The sequence below is a fragment of the Aequorivita sp. IT1183 genome (assembly GCF_058068265.1).
In genome coordinates this window covers 291053-310972 of the sequence record NZ_JBYRHS010000004.1, presented here as the reverse complement: position 1 = coordinate 310972, position 19920 = coordinate 291053, and the positions used below count along the sequence as shown (strand labels likewise).

Annotated in this window: 23 protein-coding genes; all 23 read right to left on the bottom strand. The window is 37.2% G+C overall.

The genetic code is table 11. The features are described from left to right. Positions 1-10: 10 nt before the first annotated feature. Positions 11-1801, bottom strand: a complete 1791-nt coding sequence (locus AC3RVF_RS09835; RefSeq protein ID WP_489693280.1) for a peptide MFS transporter — start codon at positions 1799-1801, stop codon at positions 11-13. A gap of 32 nt (positions 1802-1833) precedes the next feature. After that, positions 1834-3240 (bottom strand): peptide MFS transporter, encoded by a 1407-nt coding sequence (locus tag AC3RVF_RS09830; RefSeq protein ID WP_489691467.1) that lies wholly within the window; start codon positions 3238-3240, stop codon positions 1834-1836. A gap of 29 nt (positions 3241-3269) precedes the next feature. Continuing rightward, positions 3270-5450: a S9 family peptidase gene (locus AC3RVF_RS09825; protein ID WP_489693279.1), complete on the bottom strand. Its 2181-nt coding sequence runs from the start codon at positions 5448-5450 to the stop codon at positions 3270-3272. A gap of 294 nt (positions 5451-5744) precedes the next feature. After that, complete coding sequence (locus AC3RVF_RS09820) at positions 5745-6659, bottom strand: dimethylarginine dimethylaminohydrolase family protein (RefSeq protein ID WP_489691465.1); 915 nt, start codon at positions 6657-6659, stop codon at positions 5745-5747. Between the two features lie 61 nt (positions 6660-6720). After that, positions 6721-8007 (bottom strand): citrate synthase, encoded by a 1287-nt coding sequence (locus AC3RVF_RS09815; RefSeq protein ID WP_489691464.1) that lies wholly within the window; start codon positions 8005-8007, stop codon positions 6721-6723. 179 nt (positions 8008-8186) lie between these two features. Beyond that, a complete protein-coding gene (gene eno / locus AC3RVF_RS09810) occupies positions 8187-9473 on the bottom strand; it encodes a phosphopyruvate hydratase (protein ID WP_489693278.1) in 1287 nt (428 codons plus the stop codon). 79 nt (positions 9474-9552) lie between these two features. Next, complete coding sequence (gene carA, locus AC3RVF_RS09805) at positions 9553-10674, bottom strand: glutamine-hydrolyzing carbamoyl-phosphate synthase small subunit (protein ID WP_489693277.1); 1122 nt, start codon at positions 10672-10674, stop codon at positions 9553-9555. A gap of 165 nt (positions 10675-10839) precedes the next feature. Beyond that, complete coding sequence (locus tag AC3RVF_RS09800) at positions 10840-11811, bottom strand: T9SS type A sorting domain-containing protein (protein WP_489693276.1); 972 nt, start codon at positions 11809-11811, stop codon at positions 10840-10842. A 199-nt stretch (positions 11812-12010) separates the two neighbouring features. Beyond that, positions 12011-12520, bottom strand: a complete 510-nt coding sequence (rplQ, locus tag AC3RVF_RS09795; protein ID WP_489693275.1) for a 50S ribosomal protein L17 — start codon at positions 12518-12520, stop codon at positions 12011-12013. A gap of 155 nt (positions 12521-12675) precedes the next feature. Next, entirely contained in the window at positions 12676-13668 is a 993-nt protein-coding gene (locus AC3RVF_RS09790) for a DNA-directed RNA polymerase subunit alpha (RefSeq protein ID WP_489691460.1), read from the bottom strand. Between the two features lie 21 nt (positions 13669-13689). Further along, positions 13690-14295 (bottom strand): 30S ribosomal protein S4, encoded by a 606-nt coding sequence (rpsD, locus tag AC3RVF_RS09785; RefSeq protein WP_489691459.1) that lies wholly within the window; start codon positions 14293-14295, stop codon positions 13690-13692. Between the two features lie 145 nt (positions 14296-14440). Next, positions 14441-14842: a 30S ribosomal protein S11 gene (gene rpsK / locus AC3RVF_RS09780; protein ID WP_489691458.1), complete on the bottom strand. Its 402-nt coding sequence runs from the start codon at positions 14840-14842 to the stop codon at positions 14441-14443. A gap of 11 nt (positions 14843-14853) precedes the next feature. Further along, complete coding sequence (rpsM, locus tag AC3RVF_RS09775) at positions 14854-15228, bottom strand: 30S ribosomal protein S13 (RefSeq protein ID WP_489691457.1); 375 nt, start codon at positions 15226-15228, stop codon at positions 14854-14856. 3 nt (positions 15229-15231) lie between these two features. Then, entirely contained in the window at positions 15232-15348 is a 117-nt protein-coding gene (gene ykgO / locus AC3RVF_RS09770; protein ID WP_009779203.1) for a type B 50S ribosomal protein L36, read from the bottom strand. A 95-nt stretch (positions 15349-15443) separates the two neighbouring features. After that, a complete protein-coding gene (gene infA, locus AC3RVF_RS09765; protein ID WP_026452613.1) occupies positions 15444-15659 on the bottom strand; it encodes a translation initiation factor IF-1 in 216 nt (71 codons plus the stop codon). Positions 15660-15661: 2 nt separating this feature from the next. Then, entirely contained in the window at positions 15662-17005 is a 1344-nt protein-coding gene (gene secY, locus AC3RVF_RS09760; RefSeq protein WP_489691456.1) for a preprotein translocase subunit SecY, read from the bottom strand. A gap of 12 nt (positions 17006-17017) precedes the next feature. Then, positions 17018-17470, bottom strand: coding sequence for a 50S ribosomal protein L15 (gene rplO, locus AC3RVF_RS09755; protein WP_489691455.1), 453 nt, complete (start codon positions 17468-17470; stop codon positions 17018-17020). Positions 17471-17484: 14 nt separating this feature from the next. Further along, a complete protein-coding gene (gene rpmD, locus AC3RVF_RS09750; RefSeq protein ID WP_111880345.1) occupies positions 17485-17664 on the bottom strand; it encodes a 50S ribosomal protein L30 in 180 nt (59 codons plus the stop codon). An 11-nt stretch (positions 17665-17675) separates the two neighbouring features. Beyond that, positions 17676-18200, bottom strand: coding sequence for a 30S ribosomal protein S5 (gene rpsE / locus AC3RVF_RS09745; RefSeq protein ID WP_489691454.1), 525 nt, complete (start codon positions 18198-18200; stop codon positions 17676-17678). Positions 18201-18208: 8 nt separating this feature from the next. Continuing rightward, complete coding sequence (gene rplR / locus AC3RVF_RS09740) at positions 18209-18565, bottom strand: 50S ribosomal protein L18 (RefSeq protein ID WP_489691453.1); 357 nt, start codon at positions 18563-18565, stop codon at positions 18209-18211. Between the two features lie 11 nt (positions 18566-18576). Then, entirely contained in the window at positions 18577-19119 is a 543-nt protein-coding gene (rplF, locus tag AC3RVF_RS09735) for a 50S ribosomal protein L6 (RefSeq protein WP_489691452.1), read from the bottom strand. A 15-nt stretch (positions 19120-19134) separates the two neighbouring features. Then, a complete protein-coding gene (rpsH, locus tag AC3RVF_RS09730; protein WP_489691451.1) occupies positions 19135-19536 on the bottom strand; it encodes a 30S ribosomal protein S8 in 402 nt (133 codons plus the stop codon). A gap of 113 nt (positions 19537-19649) precedes the next feature. Continuing rightward, positions 19650-19919 (bottom strand): 30S ribosomal protein S14, encoded by a 270-nt coding sequence (gene rpsN / locus AC3RVF_RS09725; RefSeq protein WP_111880340.1) that lies wholly within the window; start codon positions 19917-19919, stop codon positions 19650-19652. Position 19920: the final 1 nt, after the last annotated feature.

Sequence of the window (19920 nt, the reverse complement as noted above, 5' to 3'; positions counted from 1 at the left end):
CTATTGTGTATTAACGAATACCGTGCATTAATTTTTTTAAGACTGGATTTAACAACATTGAAACTATACCAACCGCAATGGGAATTAAGGTAAATATTAAAAAGAACGTACCCATAGAATATTCTGCCGAAATTTTATCGATCATTCCACCCATAGTGTTTGCAGCTTTTTGCCCCACGGCGATGGCAAGATACCAAACCCCAAACATAAACCCAATCATACGCGCTGGCACCAATTTACTTAAATAAGAAAGTCCTAACGGAGAAAGACAAAGCTCGCCCATAGTATGCATTAAATACGCTAGAATAAGGAAGATCATACTCACTTTTGCTGTCATTGCTCCCGGAGGAATATCTGACGCACCATACGAAAGAATTGCAAAACCTAAACCTAACATAATTAATCCTATTCCGTATTTTACGGCAGCACTTGGGTTGTATTTGCTTTCCCACCATTTTGAAAATATAGGGGCCAATGTAATAATGAAAAATGAATTTAAAATCCCGAACCAAGTGGCATCCACTTCTAATTCTGTCTGTGAAAACTTATCTACTAATCTATAGATAACCAATCCCCAAATACCGATAAAGGCAATTACAAGGGCAACATTTGATAATGCTATTCTAGTATGGGTTTTCTTGACCAATAAGTATATAACCCACGTAATAATAATTAATGGAACCGTGGTTAAAAGCGCATCCACAATTTTGAAAATAAATGCAGAATCACCCGTTAAACTTCGCTCGGTATAATCCTGCGCAAAAAGCGTCATGGAACCCAATGATTGTTCAAAAAAGGCAAAGAAGAAAACGGTGAAAAGTCCAAAAATTGAAACCGCGATTAACCTATCACGAACAATTGGCAAGTAACGAGCAATTCGGGTAACTAATAAAACTAGGAACATTGCCAAAGCAGCAAGCACCACAATATTAGTTCCACTCATTCCACCAATTTCAAAAGGCACTAAAGATTTTGAATAAATAGTCTCCAGAGGATCATTAAAAAGATAGAGTAAACCACCAACAGATGACAACACAATCAGCACATAATCAAACATTGTGAAAGGATTCAACTTGATGGATGCTTCTTCTATTTCATCACTTCTTAATTCAGGTCTTTCTTCGTTTATATTTTGAGGTATTTCTACTTCGTGTTTTTTAGAAGGTTTTGCTCCAATGTCTCCAAATATTTTATGAGCCAATAAAAATTGAAGCATTCCTAAAAACATAAAAATTCCAGCAAGACCGAAGCCCCAAGCCCATCCTTTATTTTCGGCTAAATAACCGCAAAGCATCATTCCGAAGAAAGCCCCTGCATTTACACCCATATAGAAAATAGTATAAGCGCCGTCTTTTTTGGATTCTTTACCCTTATACATTTCAGAAATGATAGAAGTAATATTCGGCTTAAAGAAACCCGTACCAATAACTAAAAGAGCAAGACCTAAATAAAATGAAGGTGTAGTTTCCAATGCCATTGAAGCGTGGCCTAAAGTCATAATAATACAACCAATAACCACAGCCATTCTATAACCTGTAATTTTATCTGCAACCCAACCACCAATAATTGGTGTTAGATATAACAGCGAAGCATACGTACCAATAAGTGCTAACGCGTGCTCTCTTGGCCAATCCCAACCAGGATTGTCGCTCATAAGCGGTGCCGTTAAAAACAACACTAAAAGAATACGCATTCCATAAAAGGAAAAACGCTCCCACATTTCGGTAAAGAAAAGTATGAAAAGTCCCGCGGGATGTCCTAAAACTTTGTCTTTAAACAGATTTTCAATATCGGTATTCATCGGTTTATGTTTAGATTAATGTATCTCTGAAATTAATTAACTTTATTGAAATCTGGATCGGCCAGTTCATAAGGTTCGTTGTCGTCATTAATTTCACGTTCATTATCTTCAGCTCCGTGAGTAAGTTTTTCTAATTTATTTCTAATTAACAGTACCAATAATCCGAAGACTACACAGAAAATCGCAATTCCCGTAAAGACTGTGTATTCCCCTAAATCTGAGGCAGATTCACCCAAAAGTCCAGCAACTTTATTTCCTAAACCTGTCATTGCAAAATACACACCCATCATAAGTGATGCGTATTTTAGAGGTGCTAATTTTGTAATATATGAAAGTGCAACCGGCGATAAACACAATTCTCCAACTGTGTGGAATAGATATGCCGCAACTAACCAATACATAGCTGATGAACCATCTGCGTTATATTGAGCTGTTGCTCCCGTCATAAAGAAGAAACCGACACCCATTATTATCAAACCAAGACACATTTTAAAAAGTGAAGTTGAAATTTTTCCTTTCAGTTTTCTATGTGCCCAAAAAGCAGCAACACTTGTTCCTAAAATAATAATGAAAAGTGCATTTAAAGATTGGAACCAAGAAGCAGGTACCTCCCAGCCCATTAGCATTCTGTTAGTCTTTTCTGAAGCATAGATGTTCATTAAACCTCCTGCTTGCTCAAAAGCACCCCAGAATACAATTACCAAAATGAAAGAGATGAACAGAACAACCATTCTGTCTTTTTCGATTTTGTTAAGTGGTCGCTTCATTGCAGCTTTTTCTTCTTCATTTTGAGAATTATTGGTGTTATTACCCACATATTTAAGATGCTTTTGTCCAATCACATATTGAATCAAACCTAAAAGCATTCCTATTGCTGCAAGTCCAAAACCATAATGCCATCCATAAACTTCACCTACATAACCTACAATTATACTTGACAGAAATGCACCTACGTTTATACCTATATAAAATATTGTAAAACCTTTATCTCTTCTAATATCGCCAGCTTTATAAAGACCACCAACCATTGTTGAAATATTCGGTTTTAGCATTCCAACACCAGCTATAATTAGTCCAAGTCCAGTATAGAATGCCCACATTTGTTCAATGGACAAAATACCGTGACCTGCAACAAGTAAGATTCCGCCAATTAGCACAGATTGTTTTTGACCTAAAAATTTATCGGCAATCCAACCTCCGGGAATGGAAGCTACATAAACTAACATTGTGTATGTTCCGTAAAGTGAAAGGGCATCGCCATTGGTCCAACCTAAACCTGGATTCCCACTACCAGCTTCTGCAACTAAATAAAGTACCAATATGGCACGCATTCCGTAATAGGAAAAACGTTCCCACATTTCGGTAAAAAACAGTATGTAAAGGCCTACGGGGTGGCCAAACAATTCTTTTTGCTTTTGATATTGAAGTGCTTCTGACATAAAATTAATTATTAGTTAGTGTTGATTTTTTATAAGTTTTTCTTGATGTAATCGGTCATTAATGTATAAAGATGTAATCGTGTATTACCACCGTAAATACCGTGGTTTTTGTCTGGATAAATTCTCCAATCAAATTGTTTGTTGGCTTGCACTAAAGCTTCAATTAAACGCATGCTATTTTGAACATGAACGTTATCATCTGCACTTCCGTGTACCAATAAAAATTTTCCTTTTAGACCAGCAACATGCGAAAGTGGCGAGTTTTCATCGTATCCCGAAGCATTTTCTTGCGGAGTCTGCATATAGCGCTCTGTGTAAATACTGTCGTAAAATCTCCAGCTTGTAACTGGCGCAACAGCAATAGCCATTTCAAAAGTATCGGGTGCTTGGAATAATGCGTTTGAAGACATAAACCCACCATAGCTCCATCCCCAAATACCTGTTCGGGACTCATCAATATATGGTAATTCGCTTAATTTTTTAGCAACGGCTATTTGGTCTTCAACTTCAAATTTACCCAATTCTTTTTGGGTCATTTTTTTGAAATCTCTTCCTTTAAAACCTGTTCCGCGACCGTCAACACAGGCTATGATAATATCTTGTTCGTTCGCAAGCATTTCGTGCCAGTAGTCATTAGTGCCCATCCAACTGTTTGAAACATTTTGAGAACCTGGACCTGAATATTGATACAGAAACAATGGGTATTGCTTATTCTCATCAAAATCCAAAGGCTTAATCATATACATATTTAAATCTTCACCATTAATATTTATAGTTGAAAATTCTTTAGGTGAAATATTATACGTAGCCAATCCGCTTTTTAGATCGTTATTGTTTTTTATTTCGCGAAGCAATTTACCTGTTTTCGCCTCGTGAAGCGTGAATACATAAGGTGTAGTAGCACTAGAATAAGTATTTATGAAATACGAATAATCCGCACTAAAATCCGCTGCGTTGGTTCCCGTTTGTTGGGTTAAACGAGCTTTATTTTTCCCAGAAGGAAGAATAGAATACACATCGCGATTGATGCTTCCGTTTTCAGTACTTTGGAAATACACACGTCCCGTATTCTGATCAAAACCATAATAAGCGGTTACTTCCCAAGGACCTTTAGTTACTTGATTAAGTAGTTTCCCGTTTTTATCATATTGATAAATATGGTTCCAGCCGTCTTTTTCGCTCGTCCAGAAAAAACTATTGTTATTTAAAAAAGTAAGATTGTCTGTAACATCTACATATGCATCGTCCTTTTCTGCTAAAATCAATTTTGAAGTATTATTTGAAGCATCAACAAAAACCAAATCGATTACATTTTGATGGCGATTGGTAAGTTGAACACTCAAAATATTATTGTCCTTTGTCCAAAGTAATCTCGGAATGTAGTAACTGTTATATTTTGAAAGATCTACTTCAGTAGACTTTGCGCTGCCAAGATCATAAAAATGCAATGAAACCTTTGAATTTGCCTCGCCCGCTTTTGGATATTTAAAGGTGTCTGCTGAAGGATATAGCTCGCTGCCATAAAGATCCATATTAAATTGCGGCACCTCGGTTTCATCAAATTTTATATAGGCTAGTCTATCACCATTTGTGCTCCATTCAAAAGCGCGTACAAATGCGAATTCCTCTTCATAAACCCAATCTGTTAAACCATTAATAAGGCTATTCTTTTTACCGTCGCTGGTAATTTGTTTTGTCTCTCCCGAGTTTAAATCTTTTATATAAAGATTATTTTCAAAACCGAATGCTATTTTGCTGCCGTCATTACTAAAAGTTGGTTCCTGAATTTTTTTAGTGGAAACGAGACTGAATTGCTTCGAAGCTACATCATAAACATAAAATGTCCCACGAGAGGAACGACGATAGATTTGCTGCAGTTCTGTAGTGAAAAGAATTTTAGATTCATCTTTACTAAACTCATAAGAAATAACGTATTCTATTCCTTTTAAGTCGGTCGTGTTTAAAAGCGTTCGCGCCTTTTCACCACTTTTATAGTCATAGACATCTACTGTAGATACTTTATTTTGCCTGTCGTAATTTAAAACGGCGTATTCTTTACCGTTATTCATTGAATGTAGGGCGTCTAAACCTTGGGTTCGGAAAGCGCCACCCCAAATTTCTTCAAGGCTTATATTTCTTTGTTGGGCATTAATTGTTGTAATTGCTGTTAGAAACAGCAACAAAAATGGAAGGGAGTTAATTCTTTTCAAACTGTTAAAATTTTAATATGCCAAGTTTACTAATTTTTTGTGAAAGAGGGGTTGGTTTTTTTGTTAAATAAGCCTTTAAGACGTTATTTTATGCGAATAGCAGATTGATGTAAAGCCTAAAATTTGTAGATATCTGATAGTGTTGATGAAACCCTATAAAATTATTAATTCCTTTTTCCAATTGCCAAAAAAAACCCTACTCGTACCGAAAGGAGTTTACACCTTTTGAAACCTTAATCTATTCTTTAATAATTTTTTAATGCTTTGGGTTCCAAAAATTTAAAGACTATTAGATTAATCTCTTACTAATGGCATCGTTGAGCAACGAAGCAGACCTTCTTGTTTTGAAATTTCGGCATACGGCACTTCTTCTACCGTAAAGCCTTGTTCACGCAGCCAAGTATTGAGTCTTGTAAAGTTTTTTTCTGAAATAACAACGTCTGGCGAAATAGAGAAAATGTTGCTATTCATATTATACATTTCCTGCTTTGTAATATGAAAACAGTTTTCTTTTCCGAAGAAATTCACTAACCATTCATATTCTTCTTCAATCAAAAAACCTTCCTTATGAATAATTGCTTTTCCGTTACCCAAAGGTTGAAAACAGCAATCTAAGTGCAGCGCATTTTCATCTGCAACTGTATTACTTTTTTTAAGGTTGAAAGACTTCACTTTTTTATGCGGAAACAGCTTTTGAAGATGTTTTACAGCGTTCATATTCGTGCGAGCCGTTATAAAACTCGGGTAGTCTTCGCCGTAATACGTTCCCACAAAAATGTAATTACCCCAAGGCATTACATCGCCGCCTTCAATATGTGCGTTTTCGGGGAATTCAATAACTTTTGAAGGATCAATTTGATTAATTACATGCTCAATAGCTTCAATTTCCATAGAGCGGTCATCGAGTATGTTTGCTATTATAAATTTATCTTCAATAACAAATGCTATGTCTCGCGAGAAAATTTGATTGTAATCTTTTATAGAGTGGGGTCTGTAAACCTTTACATCGTATTTTTCAAAAATAGCTGCAACCGCCTCCATTTCCTTCGCCATATCCTCATCTTTAGGATATGTTCCAGCTTTAATATGTTCAGCAGATTTGGGGTCGTAAGCATCTTCTAACCTTGGCACAGGTCCATTACTATCTGCGCGGCCCAATACCACGGCACGAAGTTGAGAAGTTTCGTCGTTAATATTTAAATTGATCATACGGCAAATATAAAAAAAGCACCTCGATTCCGAGGTGCTTTCAAATGTATTAAAATAAAAGTTATCTTTTCTCCACTGGCACGAAATCGCGGTGGGTTTCGCCAGTATAAATCTGACGTGGGCGACCTATTGGTTCTTTGTTAAGACGCATTTCTCTCCACTGTGCGATCCAACCCGGTAAACGGCCTAAAGCGAACATTGGTGTAAACATTTCAACTGGAATACCTAAGGCTCTATATATTATACCTGAGTAGAAATCTACGTTTGGATATAATTTTCTTTCAACGAAATATGGATCCTCTAAAGCTTCTTTCTCAAGTGCTTTTGCAATAACTAGAATTTCATCTTCTATTCCTAAATTATCTAAAAGGCTATCGGCAGCTTTTTTAATGATTTTAGCGCGTGGATCAAAATTCTTATAAACTCTGTGTCCAAAGCCCATTAAACGGAACGGATCGTCTTTGTCTTTCGCCTTAGCCATAAATTTTTTGGTGTCGCCACCATCTTCTTTTATAGCCTCTAGCATTTCAATAACAGCTTGGTTTGCCCCTCCGTGAAGTGGTCCCCAAAGTGCTGCAATTCCTGCAGAAATAGAAACGAAAAGACCAGCATGCGATGAACCTACAATTCTAACTGTAGATGTAGAGCAGTTTTGCTCGTGATCTGCATGAAGAATCAATAACTTGTCCAAAGCCTCTAATACAGTATCATTGGTAGTATAATCCCCACTAGGTTTTTTGAACATCATTTTTAAGAAGTTGTCCACATATCCTAGAGAATCTCCGCCGTAATCTAACGGAAGTCCCATGCGTTTTCTGTATGTCCAAGCGGTTAAAACTGGGAATTTCCCGAGAATTTTTACAATGGCTTTGTACATATCCTCCTCACTATCTACATTTACTGAAGAAGGATTAAACGCTACTAAGGCAGATGTTAGTGAAGATAGCACTCCCATTGGGTGTGCAGCCTTTGGAAAACCATCCAAAATACGTTTTACATCTTCGTCAACATGTGACTGTGCTTTTATATCTGTGTGAAATTTTTTGAGTTGTTCATCGGTAGGCAATTCACCAAAAATAAGAAGGTAACAAACCTCTAAGAAATGAGCTTTTTCCGCAAGTTCTTCAATTGAATAACCACGGTAACGCAGAACTCCTTTTTCTCCATCTAAAAAAGTAATTGCACTTTCGCAAGAACCTGTATTTTTATATCCTGGATCCAAAGTAACAACACCACCAGTGCTGGCACGAAGGCTCTTTATATCTATTCCTAATTCATTCTCAGTTCCCTCAACAATGGGGAATTCATACTTTTTACCATCTATCTCGAGGGTCGCCATCTTTGCCATAAAATATTGTGTGTTTTTTAATTTATTCAGAAATGCTAAATTACAAAATCTAAAGTGATTTTTTTAACAATTGTGAGTTATGTTAGGTTAAATAAACCTTAAATAATCGGTTATGAAGCTAATTATTGAAGAAAAAAAACCTCGCCATAAGCGAGGTTTTTATAAAGAATCGTAATAAGTTATATTTTGAAGGCATTTTGTTGCGGAAAATAAGCAACTTCTCCCAATTGTTCTTCTATTCTTAGAAGTTGGTTATACTTCGCCATTCTATCACTTCGCGATGCCGAACCAGTTTTTATTTGACCACAGTTTAGCGCGACTGCTAAATCTGCAATAGTATTGTCTTCAGTTTCTCCACTTCGGTGACTCATTACTGAAGTATAACCAGCGTTATGCGCCATATTTACAGCAGCGATTGTTTCGGTAAGTGTACCAATTTGATTCACTTTTATTAAAATTGAATTTGCAATTTTCTCAGAAATACCTTTTGAAAGTCTTTCCACATTTGTTACGAATAAATCGTCGCCAACTAATTGCACTTTATGTCCAATTTTTTCGGTTAAATATTTCCAGCCATCCCAGTCGTTTTCATCCATCCCGTCTTCAACAGAAATAATAGGGTATTTTTCACATAATTCAGCAAGATAATCTGCTTGTTCTTTTGAAGTGCGAACTTTTCCTTTCTCGCCTTCAAACTTTGTGTAGTCGTATTTTTTATTCACATAAAATTCTGCTGCTGCACAATCTAAAGCAATCATTACATCGTCGCCCAATTTGTAGCCAGCTTTCTTAGTTGCTTTTGCGATAGTATCCAAAGCATCTTCGGTACCATCTAAAGTTGGTGCAAAGCCGCCTTCGTCACCCACAGCCGTACTTAAACCGCGGTCGTGCAATACTATTTTAAGGTTGTGAAAAATTTCGGAACCCATTTGCATTGCGTGCGTAAAGCTTTTTGCCTTAACTGGTATAATCATAAATTCCTGAAAGGCAATAGGCGCATCGCTGTGCGACCCTCCATTGATAATATTCATCATTGGCACAGGAAGTGTTTTTGCACTCACACCACCCACGTAACGATACAATGGCATGCCCAATTCATTGGCTGCTGCTTTCGCACACGCTAATGACACTCCAAGAATTGCATTGGCGCCTAGTTTAGATTTATTAGGAGTTCCGTCCAATTCGATCATAGTTTTGTCGATAAGCTCCTGCTCAAAAACAGAAATTCCGAGAAGTGTACCAGCAATTTTTCCTCTTACATTTTCAACAGCTTTCATTACGCCTTTTCCCATATATGCTTTTCCACCATCGCGAAGTTCAACAGCTTCGTGTTCACCCGTAGATGCTCCCGAAGGAACTGCGGCACGACCCATAAAACCGTGTTCAGTGATTACGTCTACTTCAATTGTTGGATTTCCTCTTGAATCGAAAATTTGTCTGGCAATAATGTCTATTATGATGCTCATTAGATTTTAATCTTTGGTTATTGTTTCTTATATATATAAAGACCTCAAAGGTTTTGGAAACCCTTGAGGTCTAAAAATTTTAGGCATTTTGTAAATTATGATTTTCAATACTCTCGATAAATTGATCGAAAAGATATGAAGCATCGTGCGGACCAGGGCTAGCTTCGGGATGATATTGCACCGAGAAAGCTGGTTTGTTTTTTAAACGAATACCAGCGGCAGTATGATCGTTAAGATGTTCGTGGGTTATTTCTATATTTGGATTGGCTTCCGCCTCTTCTCTACTTATCGCGAACCCATGGTTTTGTGAAGTAATTTCACCTTTTCCAGTAACAAGATTCATTACAGGATGATTTATCCCTCTGTGACCATTGTGCATTTTATAGGTTGAAACTCCATTTGCCAAGGCCAACATTTGATGCCCCAAACAAATTCCAAACATTGGTCTTTCTTTGTCTAAAATGGTTTTTACAACTTCAATAGCGCTGTGAAGTGGCTCTGGATCGCCAGGACCGTTGGATATAAAATAACCATCTGGATTAAAAGATTCCATTTCTGTAAAACTGGCATTATAAGGAAAAACTTTTATGTAGCAATCGCGCTCTGCAAGTCTGCGAAGGATGTTCTTTTTGATCCCTAAATCTAAAGCTGAAATTTTGTATTTAGCGTTTTCATCTCCATATAAATATGGTTCTTTTGTGGAAACTTTTGAAGCGAGCTCCAGTCCGTGCATATCTGGAACATCTGCCAATTGTTTTTTAAGGCCTTCAATATTGTCAACATCTGTAGAAATAACGGCATTCATCGCGCCATTATCGCGAATGTAGCTTACTAAAGCACGCGTATCTACATCACTTATTGCAAGTAAATTGTTTCTGTTTAGAAATTCTTCTAATGAATCATCGGCAGCAGGACGTGAGTAATGGTAGCTGAAATTGCGCACCACCAAACCTGCGATTTTTATTCCTTCAGATTCTACTTCGTCTTTATTAACACCATAATTCCCAATGTGGGCGTTAGTGGCTACCATAATTTGTCCGAAATAGGACGGATCGGTAAAAATTTCTTGATAACCGGTCATTCCAGTATTGAAGCAAACTTCGCCGAAGGCTGAACCTTCTTTGTTTCCAACCGCTTTTCCGTAGAAAATGGTTCCGTCTGCTAATAAAATAAGTGCTTTTTTTCGTGTTTGGTATTTCATTCTGTGAAGGGTTTCAAGTTTCAAGTTGTAAGTTTCAATTTATAATGTTGAACCTTTCTTAAAATTCTTTGCAAAAATAGTATAAAAAAAAGGGATAAACGAAAACGCTTATCCCTTTGTGAATTACTTCTGAAAACTTCTAATCATAAAACGATTAAATTTCTTTTATTGCTTTATAAACTTTTTAGTAGCCGATCCTGTTTCAGTTTCTATTTTTATGAAATAGATTCCGTTGGAAAGGTTGGAAATATCAATTTTATTATCATTTAAAGCAACATTCACTTTTTGCCCAAGTGAATTGTAGATACTGAAATTATAATCAGTTGAACTAGTTTTAATATTCAGATAATCAGAAGTAGGATTTGGATAATTTTCAAAATTAACTTTTGAAAAATCTTGTACTGAAAGTGCTGATGGTGTAAAACGATAAACGGTTCCCGTTGGTATGGATCCAATTAAAAAGTCGCCTTCATATATAGTACCCGGATTAACTACAACAACAGTTGGATTGGCAGGATTACCTTTCAAAAGATATGCGTTTTCAATTAATTCGCCTGTATCCATATCCAGTGCAGTTATTAAACTAACTACTGGACCAGTAGCGCCCATATATGATTCCATAGGATTATTAATTTCGCTGATACCATATCTATATTCAATTATATTTGATCCCTCATATAACCATAATTGAATATTCATAAAATCACTTGTTGTAGAATCTTCCCAAAAACCAGCATTGTTCCATTCAATTTTTAAAATTCGGTTTCCCACCGTTCCCTCAGATTTATAAGAAATATTTGATTGAGATATTCCAGAATCAAAACCCAAATCTATAATATCTTGACCAATCGGAGATATAATAGGCAAAATACCTGCATCTACCTTATTGGTTGAAAGCTCACCTCCACTACTCCATTCAACAATATAAATAGTGCTAAAAGTGTGTGTACTAATTGTAAAATTAAAACCTATGGGAATAGTGTATTCTGGATCATCCCAAACATTTCCATTATTTAGCGATGTAGCACCAACAAGATTATGATAAGAATTATTTTCTGTTTGAAATTGATAAACGCTTTGAGCATTCATTAATATTCCAAAAAATAGCATTCCAATCACTAGTAATTTCTTTGTCATAATCTTAAAATTTAAGACCTTAAATCCTTGATTTAAAGCCCACAAATGTGCTTTGAAAATAAATTATATGAAAATTAAAAAAAGTATATTTATAAATATTATCGACGTAATTTGCAATTATTCAGAAAGTTGAAAACAAAAAAAAAGGGATAAACGTAAAACGTTTATCCCTTTTTTATTTTGTGAAATGAAATAGTTACTATTCCTCTTCTTTTTTAGCTTCTTTATCAGCTTTTGCTGGAGCGGCTTTTGCAGCAGGTGCAGCGGCAGCAGCTTCAGTTCCAGTTGTGCTTCCACGACGACTTCTACGAGTAGTTTTCTTCTTGGTAGCTTTTCCTGCGTTGTAAATTTCGTTGAAATCTACAAGCTCTATCATTGCCATATCAGCGTTATCACCTAAACGATTACCCAATTTGATAATACGAGTGTAACCTCCTGGACGGTCACCAACTTTTGGTGCAACAGTTCTAAAAAGTTCAGCAACTGCTTCTTTTTGACGCAATTTCGCAAAAACCAAACGACGGTTATGCGTAGTGTCTTCCTTAGATTTTGTTACTAATGGCTCAACAAATTGTTTCAACGCTTTTGCTTTTGCAACAGTAGTGTTGATTCTTTTGTGTTCTATTAAAGAATTAGCCATGTTTGCCAACATTGAATGTCTGTGGGCTTTTTTTCTACCTAAGTGATTTATTTTTTTTCCGTGTCTCATGACATTTTTATTTTCATCATCTTGCTACTGGACCAGCTTTGGCTGGGAGCAAATTATGACGGGTTAAATTGATTAACGATTGTTGATTGGTGAATATTGACTTCAGATTTATAACTTCAGAAATCTGAAATCATAAATCTGAAATCGTTAGTTCTCTAATCTTTATCTAATTTATATTTTGCAAGATCCATCCCGAAGTTAAGGCCTTTCACGTTTACAAGCTCTTCAAGCTCTGTAAGCGATTTTTTACCGAAGTTGCGGAATTTCATCAAGTCATTTTTGTTGTAAGATACAAGGTCGCCCAATGTATCAACCTCTGCAGCTTTCAAACAGTTTAGTGCACGAACCGAAAGATCCATATCTACTAATTTTGTTTTAAGCAACTGACGCATATGAAGGGATTCCTCATCATAAGTTTCAGTTTGTGCAATCTCGTCAGCCTCCAATGTTATGCGCTCATCGCTGAACAACATAAAGTGGTGAATTAACGTTTTTGCAGCTTCGGTTAAAGCATCTTTTGGGTGAATTGATCCGTCAGTTTGGATTTCGAAAACCAATTTTTCGTAATCTGTTTTCTGCTCTACACGGAAGTTTTCAATACTGTACTTCACATTTTTTATTGGAGTGTAGATAGAATCTGTAAAGATTGTTCCCAAAGGAGCGTTCGCTTTTTTGTTCTCTTCTGCAGGAACATAACCGCGACCTTTTTCGATAGTGATTTCCATATTAAGGTTCACTTTCTTCTCCATATTGCAAATAACCAATTCTGGATTCAATACTTGAAAACCTGAAATGAATTTTTGGAAATCACCAGCTTTCAACTGCTCGTTTCCAGAAACTGAAATAGTAACGGTTTCGTTATCTATCTCGTCAATCTGTCTTTTGAAACGAACCTGTTTAAGGTTCAAAATAATTTCGGTAACATCTTCCACTACTCCAGCAATGGTAGAAAACTCGTGATCCACGCCTTCCATGCGAACCGAAGTGATGGCGAATCCTTCCAATGAGGAAAGTAATACGCGTCTTAATGCGTTACCAACGGTAAGTCCGTAACCTGGTTCCAAAGGACGAAATTCAAATTTCCCCTCGAAATCGGTGGAGTTCACCATTATAACTTTATCAGGCTTCTGAAAACTAAATACTGCCATAATTGACTTTCTGTGTTTTAATTATTTAGAATATAATTCGACGATCAATTGCTCATTGATGTTTTCTGGGATTTGGAGACGATCAGGTATAGAAACAAAAGTTCCTTCCTTTTTTTCTTCGTTCCAAGTAATCCACTCATAAACGCGACTTGCATTTGCCAACGAATTGTTGATTGCCTCAAGAGATTTTGATTTCTCTCTAACGGCCACTACATCTCCAGCCTTTAACTGGTAAGATGGAATGTTTACTTTTTCACCATTAACGGTGATATGACGGTGAGAAACTAGTTGTCTGGCACCAGAGCGACTTGGAGAAATCCCCATTCTGTACACTACGTTATCCAAACGAGACTCACACAATTGTAGCAATACTGCACCAGTAATACCTGGAGCTGCTGTTGCTTTTTTGAACATATTTCTGAACTGACGCTCCAAAATACCATAAGTGTATTTTGTTTTTTGCTTCTCCATTAATTGGATTGCGTACTCAGATTTTTTACCACGGCGACGTGTGTTACCGTGTTGCCCTGGAGGGTAGTTTCTTTTTTCGAAAGATTTATCATCTCCGAAAATTGCTTCTCCGAACTTACGGGCTATTTTAGTTTTTGGACCAGTATATCTTGCCATTTCTTGGTTTTAATTATGAAGGAAAACTAAATTAAGGTCTTATTCTTATCCTTTAGTTTCTAAATACCTTCAGTTGATATTATTTTTGATGTACAATATTAGATATACGATTAAATTTAACCGTATATCTAACTATTGAAAATTATTATACTCTTCTTCTTTTTGGAGGACGACATCCGTTGTGCGGCATTGGAGTAACATCGATAATTTCGGTTACTTCAATTCCTGCATTGTGAATAGCACGTATAGCAGATTCTCTACCATTTCCTGGACCTTTTACGTAAACTTTTACTTTACGTAAACCAGCGTCGTGAGCAACTTTTGCGCAATCTTCTGATGCCAATTGAGCTGCATACGGCGTGTTTTTCTTAGATCCACGGAAGCCCATTTTACCGGCTGAGGACCAAGAGATAACATCTCCATTCTTATTTGTCAACGAAACAATAATGTTGTTGAATGATGCTGTAATATGCGCTTCACCCACTGATTCAACATTAACCTTGCGTTTTTTAACTGTTTTTGACGTCTTTTGACTTGTCTTTGCCATAACTCTAGGTTTTATTTAGTTGCTTTTTTCTTGTTAGCAACTGTTTTACGTTTTCCTTTTCTTGTACGAGAGTTATTCTTAGTTCGCTGTCCTCTTAAAGGAAGACCCGATCTGTGACGAATACCTCTGTAACAACCAATATCCATTAAGCGTTTAATACTTAATTGAACTTCACTACGTAATTCACCTTCGATTTTGAAAGACCCTACAGCTTCACGAATAGCACCGATTTCATCATCGTTCCATTCACTTACCTTTTTGTCTTCGTCAACTCCGGCTTTGTTCAGAATATCTTCAGCACGGCTTTTGCCGATTCCGAAGATATACGTTAACGCGATTACACCCCTTTTGTGCTTCGGGATATCTACACCTGCGATTCTTGCCATAACTTATCCTTGTCTTTGTTTGAACTTTGGGTTCTTTTTGTTAATTACATATAATCTGCCTTTTCTGCGAACAATCTTGCAGTCGGCACTTCTTTTCTTTACGGATGCTCTAACTTTCATCTGTCTTTAGTATTTAATTTTTAAAGGTCAGATGGAACCATCCGGTTTCATCTGTTTCTGTTTATATAGTCCAACAAACTGTGAGGTTTGTTGTATTAGTATCTGTATGTTATTCTTGCCTTAGTTAAATCGTACGGGCTCATTTCCAGTTTCACTTTATCTCCTGGCAACAACTTAATGTAGTGCATTCGCATTTTACCGGAAATATGTGCGGTTACAATGTGACCGTTTTCCAATTCTACACGGAACATGGCATTTGATAGTGCTTCCACTATACTTCCATCTTGTTCAATTGCGCTTTGTTTTGCCATAATTATGCTACTGCTTTTCTATTTTTGCCACTTTTCATTAAACCATCGTAATGACGATTCAATAAGTACGAGTTTACTTGTTGCATTGTATCGATTGCTACTCCCACCATAATTAGTAGTGATGTACCACCGTAGAATAATGCCCAACCTTGCTGGATTCCTAACAACTTAACAACGAACGCTGGGAAAATAGCGATCAAAGCCAAGAATACAGAACCTGGAAGTGTTATTTGAGACATAATTCGATCTAAATATTCTGCGGTTTGTGACCCTGGTTTAATACCTGGAATAAAACCACCGCTACGTTTAAGGTCGTCTGCCATTTTGTTAGTAGGCACCGTGATAGCAGTATAGAAATATGTAAATACTATAATCAATAAGGCGAATACAACATTGTACCAGAGTCCGAAAATATCACTGAATGTAGCTTGAACTCCTTGAGCGAAATCGCTTTCAGAAAGACTTGCTACCGCAGAAGGCACAAACATAATTGCCTGAGCAAAGATAATTGGCATAACTCCAGATGCATTCAACTTTAACGGAATAAACTGTCGTGCTCCAAAAATATTCTTTTCGTAACCACCAGTTGCGGTTCTTCTTGCATATTGTACTGGTATCTTACGTACAGCCATTACCAACATAATTGATAGGAGGATAATAACAAACCAGATAACCAATTCAATAAGTATCATAATCAAACCACCGTTTGATTCCATTACTCTTGAAACAAATTCCTGAGCAAATGACTGTGGTAAACGTGCAATAATACCCACCATAATTAATATGGAGATACCGTTACCAATACCTTTATCAGTAATTTTTTCACCCAGCCACATTGCAAATATAGTACCAGTAACCAAGATTATAACCGAGGAAACATAGAACATTAAGCTCTGCCCCATTATAAAAGCTTCTGCTGGCACTCCCATTGCTGGAAGACCTGCAAGATAACTTGGTGCTTGTACCAAACAGATACCGATTGTTAACCAACGGGTAATCTGATTGATTTTCTTACGGCCACTCTCGCCTTCCTTCTGTAATTTTTGAAGGTATGGTACTGCAATTTGCATTAACTGCACAACAATCGAGGCAGAGATGTATGGCATAATTCCCAATGCAAAAACAGAAGCGTTAGCAAAAGCCCCTCCTGTAAATGCGTTTAGTAATCCTCCAATACCACCTGCATCAAATTGACCTGCAAACTGTCCTAACATATCTGCATCAATTCCTGGAAGCACTACTTGTGCACCAAAACGGTACACTAATAACATTCCAAGAGTGAGGAAGATGCGGTTACGCAACTCCTCTATTTTCCAAACATTCTTTAAGGTTTCGATAAATTTCATCCGTATCTTATGTTACAATGTTACTACTTCGCCTCCGGCAGCTTCGATAGCTTCTTTTGCCGAGGCAGTAAACTTGTGTGCAGATACTTTTAATTTTGCCTTTAACTCTCCTCTTCCTAAAATCTTAACCATTTCGTTTTTTCCAGCAAGACCTAAACCAAATATAGTTTCAAAGTCAACGGTATCTTTTATTTTCTTGTCGTCAACCAATTGTTGTAAAGTATCAATGTTGATGCCTTTATACTCCTTACGGTTGATGTTTGTAAATCCAAACTTAGGAACACGACGTTGTAGGGGCATCTGTCCACCTTCAAATCCAATTTTCTTGGAATAACCTGAACGTGATTTTGCACCTTTATGTCCGCGGGTGGCAGTACCACCTTTACCGGAACCTTGTCCGCGACCTACTCGCTTGCCTTTGTTTTTCGCCGATCCTGCGGCGGGTTGTAAGTTACTTAACTCCATTTTTCGTATTTACTTTATTTAGTTTCAACAGAAACCAAGTGATTAACTTTATTGATCATACCAAGAATATTTGGCGTGTCTTCATGTTCCACAGTTTGGTTCATCTTATGAAGACCTAACGATTCCATGATTCTCTTTTGGTTTTTTGGACGCTTTATAACGCTTCTAACCTTTGTTACTTTAATTTTTGCCATCGTTCTGATATTTATCCTTTGAATACTTTATCAAGTGAAATCCCTCTTTGGTTAGCAATAGTTTGTGCACTTCGCATTTGCAAAAGGGCATCAAAAGTTGCTTTTACCACGTTGTGTGGGTTGGAAGATCCTTGTGATTTTGACAATACATCGTGAACTCCTACTGCTTCCAATACGGCACGTACGGCACCACCAGCAATAACTCCGGTACCAGGCGCTGCTGGAAGAAGGTTAACACGGGCTCCGCCATATTTTCCTTTTTGTTCGTGTGGAAGTGTTACCTTGTTTAGTGGAATGCGAATCAAGTTTTTCTTGGCATCCTCAATAGCTTTCGCTATTGCACTAGCTACATCCTTGGATTTCCCAAGTCCGTGGCCTACCACTCCTTTTTCGTCACCAACAACTACAATAGCTGAAAATCCGAAGGCACGACCACCTTTGGTCACCTTGGTTACACGTTGTACACCTACCAATCGGTCTTTCAATTCAAGACCTCCTGGTTTTACTAATTCTACGTTTTTATAATCTTGATACATAATGCTACTTAGAATTTAAGGCCACCTTCGCGTGCACCTTCAGCTAATGATTTTACTCTTCCGTGGTATAGGTAACCGCCTCTGTCAAAAGCGATGGTTTCAACACCTGCTTTAACAGCTTTTTCTGCGATTGCTTTTCCTACCATTTTTGCAGCTTCAACTTTGTTTACTTTTGAAGCGTCAATGTCTTTATCTCTTGAAGATGCAGCGGTAATTGTTTTTCCACTTACATCGTCAATAATCTGAGCGTATATTTCTTTGTTGCTACGAAATACAGCCAAACGTGGGCGACTTTCTGTCCCATCCACGGTTTTTCTGATTCGCATGCGCAAGCGCGCTCTTCTTTCGTATTTTGATAATGCCATAACTCTATTTGTTATGCAGATTTACCTGCTTTTCTTCTTAATTGTTCACCTACAAACTTAATTCCTTTTCCTTTGTACGGCTCTGGCCTACGGAAGCCACGTATTTTCGCCGCAACTTGTCCTACCAATTGCTTGTCGTGAGAAGTAAGTTTTATGATTGGGTTTTTACCCTTATCTGATACAGTTTCCACTTTAACTTCTGGAGCAATGTCCAAAATGATGTTGTGTGAAAATCCTAAAGCCAATTCCAATTTTTGTCCTTGGTTGCTAGCGCGGTAACCCACACCTACCAATTCTAATTGTTTGGTCCATCCGTTGCTTACGCCTTCAATCATATTGTTTACCAACGATCTGTAAAGACCGTGTTTTGCCGTATGATCTTTTGAATCTGAAGGGCGCTCAACAATAACTTGATTATCTTCTACTTTTACGGTTACATCAGAGTATTCCTGAGTTAACTCGCCTAATTTTCCTTTCACGGTTATTACGTTGTCTTTTACATCAACTGTAACTCCTTGTGGGATTGCTACCGGGTTTTTACCTATTCTTGACATTTCTTTGTCTATTTTTTAGTAAACGTAACATAATACTTCGCCACCAACATTCTGCGCCTTGGCTTGTTTGCCTGTCATAACTCCTGAAGAAGTTGAAACAATTGCAATTCCAAGACCGTTGAGAACGCGCGGAAGCTCTAATGAACCTGCATATTTACGTAAACCTGGTTTACTAATTCTTTGAATTTTCTTGATCACCGATTCTTTGGTAAGCTTGTCGTATTTCAACGCAATTTTAATGACTCCCTGTGCGGTACTCTCGTCATCAAATTTGTAGCTTAAAATGTAACCTTGATCAAAAAGGATTTTTGTAATCTCCTTTTTAAGATTAGACGCTGGAATCTCTACTACGCGATGTCCGGCTTTTGCAGCATTTCTAACACGTGTTAGATAATCTGAAATTGGATCTGTATTCATTTATTTGAATTTGCGGAAGTGGTTTTCGACCCGAGTGACGGGTTCGAACCTGCAACCAATTAGTATTTACATTTTGATACACGCACAATTAATTGCACGCCTACATCATTATTTTACCAAGATGCTTTACGCACCCCTGGAATTAACCCTGAATTTGCCATTTCACGAAATGTTACACGTGAAATTCCAAAAGTTCTCATATACCCTCTTGGTCTTCCTGTTAGTTTACAACGGTTGTGCAAACGAACTGGTGAGGCATTTTTTGGTAATTTCTGTAAACCTTCCCAATCGCCAGCTTCTTTCAAAGCTTTACGTTTGGCAGCATACTTCAATACCGTTTTTTGTCTCTTAACCTCGCGGGCTTTCATTGATTCTTTAGCCATA

Bases quoted from the DNA above. Each gene is read 5' to 3' on its own strand.
- AC3RVF_RS09835 (WP_489693280.1), bottom strand. From the start codon at position 1,801: ATGAATACCGATATTGAAAATCTGTTTAAAGACAAAGTTTTAGGACAT.
- AC3RVF_RS09830 (WP_489691467.1), bottom strand. From the start codon at position 3,240: ATGTCAGAAGCACTTCAATATCAAAAGCAAAAAGAATTGTTTGGCCAC.
- AC3RVF_RS09820 (WP_489691465.1), bottom strand. From the start codon at position 6,659: ATGATCAATTTAAATATTAACGACGAAACTTCTCAACTTCGTGCCGTG.
- AC3RVF_RS09815 (WP_489691464.1), bottom strand. From the start codon at position 8,007: ATGGCAAAGATGGCGACCCTCGAGATAGATGGTAAAAAGTATGAATTC.
- eno (WP_489693278.1), bottom strand. From the start codon at position 9,473: ATGAGCATCATAATAGACATTATTGCCAGACAAATTTTCGATTCAAGA.
- carA (WP_489693277.1), bottom strand. From the start codon at position 10,674: ATGAAATACCAAACACGAAAAAAAGCACTTATTTTATTAGCAGACGGA.
- AC3RVF_RS09800 (WP_489693276.1), bottom strand. From the start codon at position 11,811: ATGACAAAGAAATTACTAGTGATTGGAATGCTATTTTTTGGAATATTA.
- rplQ (WP_489693275.1), bottom strand. From the start codon at position 12,520: ATGAGACACGGAAAAAAAATAAATCACTTAGGTAGAAAAAAAGCCCAC.
- AC3RVF_RS09790 (WP_489691460.1), bottom strand. From the start codon at position 13,668: ATGGCAGTATTTAGTTTTCAGAAGCCTGATAAAGTTATAATGGTGAAC.
- rpsD (WP_489691459.1), bottom strand. From the start codon at position 14,295: ATGGCAAGATATACTGGTCCAAAAACTAAAATAGCCCGTAAGTTCGGA.
- rpsK (WP_489691458.1), bottom strand. From the start codon at position 14,842: ATGGCAAAGACAAGTCAAAAGACGTCAAAAACAGTTAAAAAACGCAAG.
- rpsM (WP_489691457.1), bottom strand. From the start codon at position 15,228: ATGGCAAGAATCGCAGGTGTAGATATCCCGAAGCACAAAAGGGGTGTA.
- ykgO (WP_009779203.1), bottom strand. From the start codon at position 15,348: ATGAAAGTTAGAGCATCCGTAAAGAAAAGAAGTGCCGACTGCAAGATT.
- infA (WP_026452613.1), bottom strand. From the start codon at position 15,659: ATGGCAAAACAAAGCGCAATTGAACAAGATGGAAGTATAGTGGAAGCA.
- secY (WP_489691456.1), bottom strand. From the start codon at position 17,005: ATGAAATTTATCGAAACCTTAAAGAATGTTTGGAAAATAGAGGAGTTG.
- rplO (WP_489691455.1), bottom strand. From the start codon at position 17,470: ATGGAGTTAAGTAACTTACAACCCGCCGCAGGATCGGCGAAAAACAAA.
- rpmD (WP_111880345.1), bottom strand. From the start codon at position 17,664: ATGGCAAAAATTAAAGTAACAAAGGTTAGAAGCGTTATAAAGCGTCCA.
- rpsE (WP_489691454.1), bottom strand. From the start codon at position 18,200: ATGTATCAAGATTATAAAAACGTAGAATTAGTAAAACCAGGAGGTCTT.
- rplR (WP_489691453.1), bottom strand. From the start codon at position 18,565: ATGGCATTATCAAAATACGAAAGAAGAGCGCGCTTGCGCATGCGAATC.
- rplF (WP_489691452.1), bottom strand. From the start codon at position 19,119: ATGTCAAGAATAGGTAAAAACCCGGTAGCAATCCCACAAGGAGTTACA.
- rpsH (WP_489691451.1), bottom strand. From the start codon at position 19,536: ATGAATACAGATCCAATTTCAGATTATCTAACACGTGTTAGAAATGCT.
- rpsN (WP_111880340.1), bottom strand. From the start codon at position 19,919: ATGGCTAAAGAATCAATGAAAGCCCGCGAGGTTAAGAGACAAAAAACG.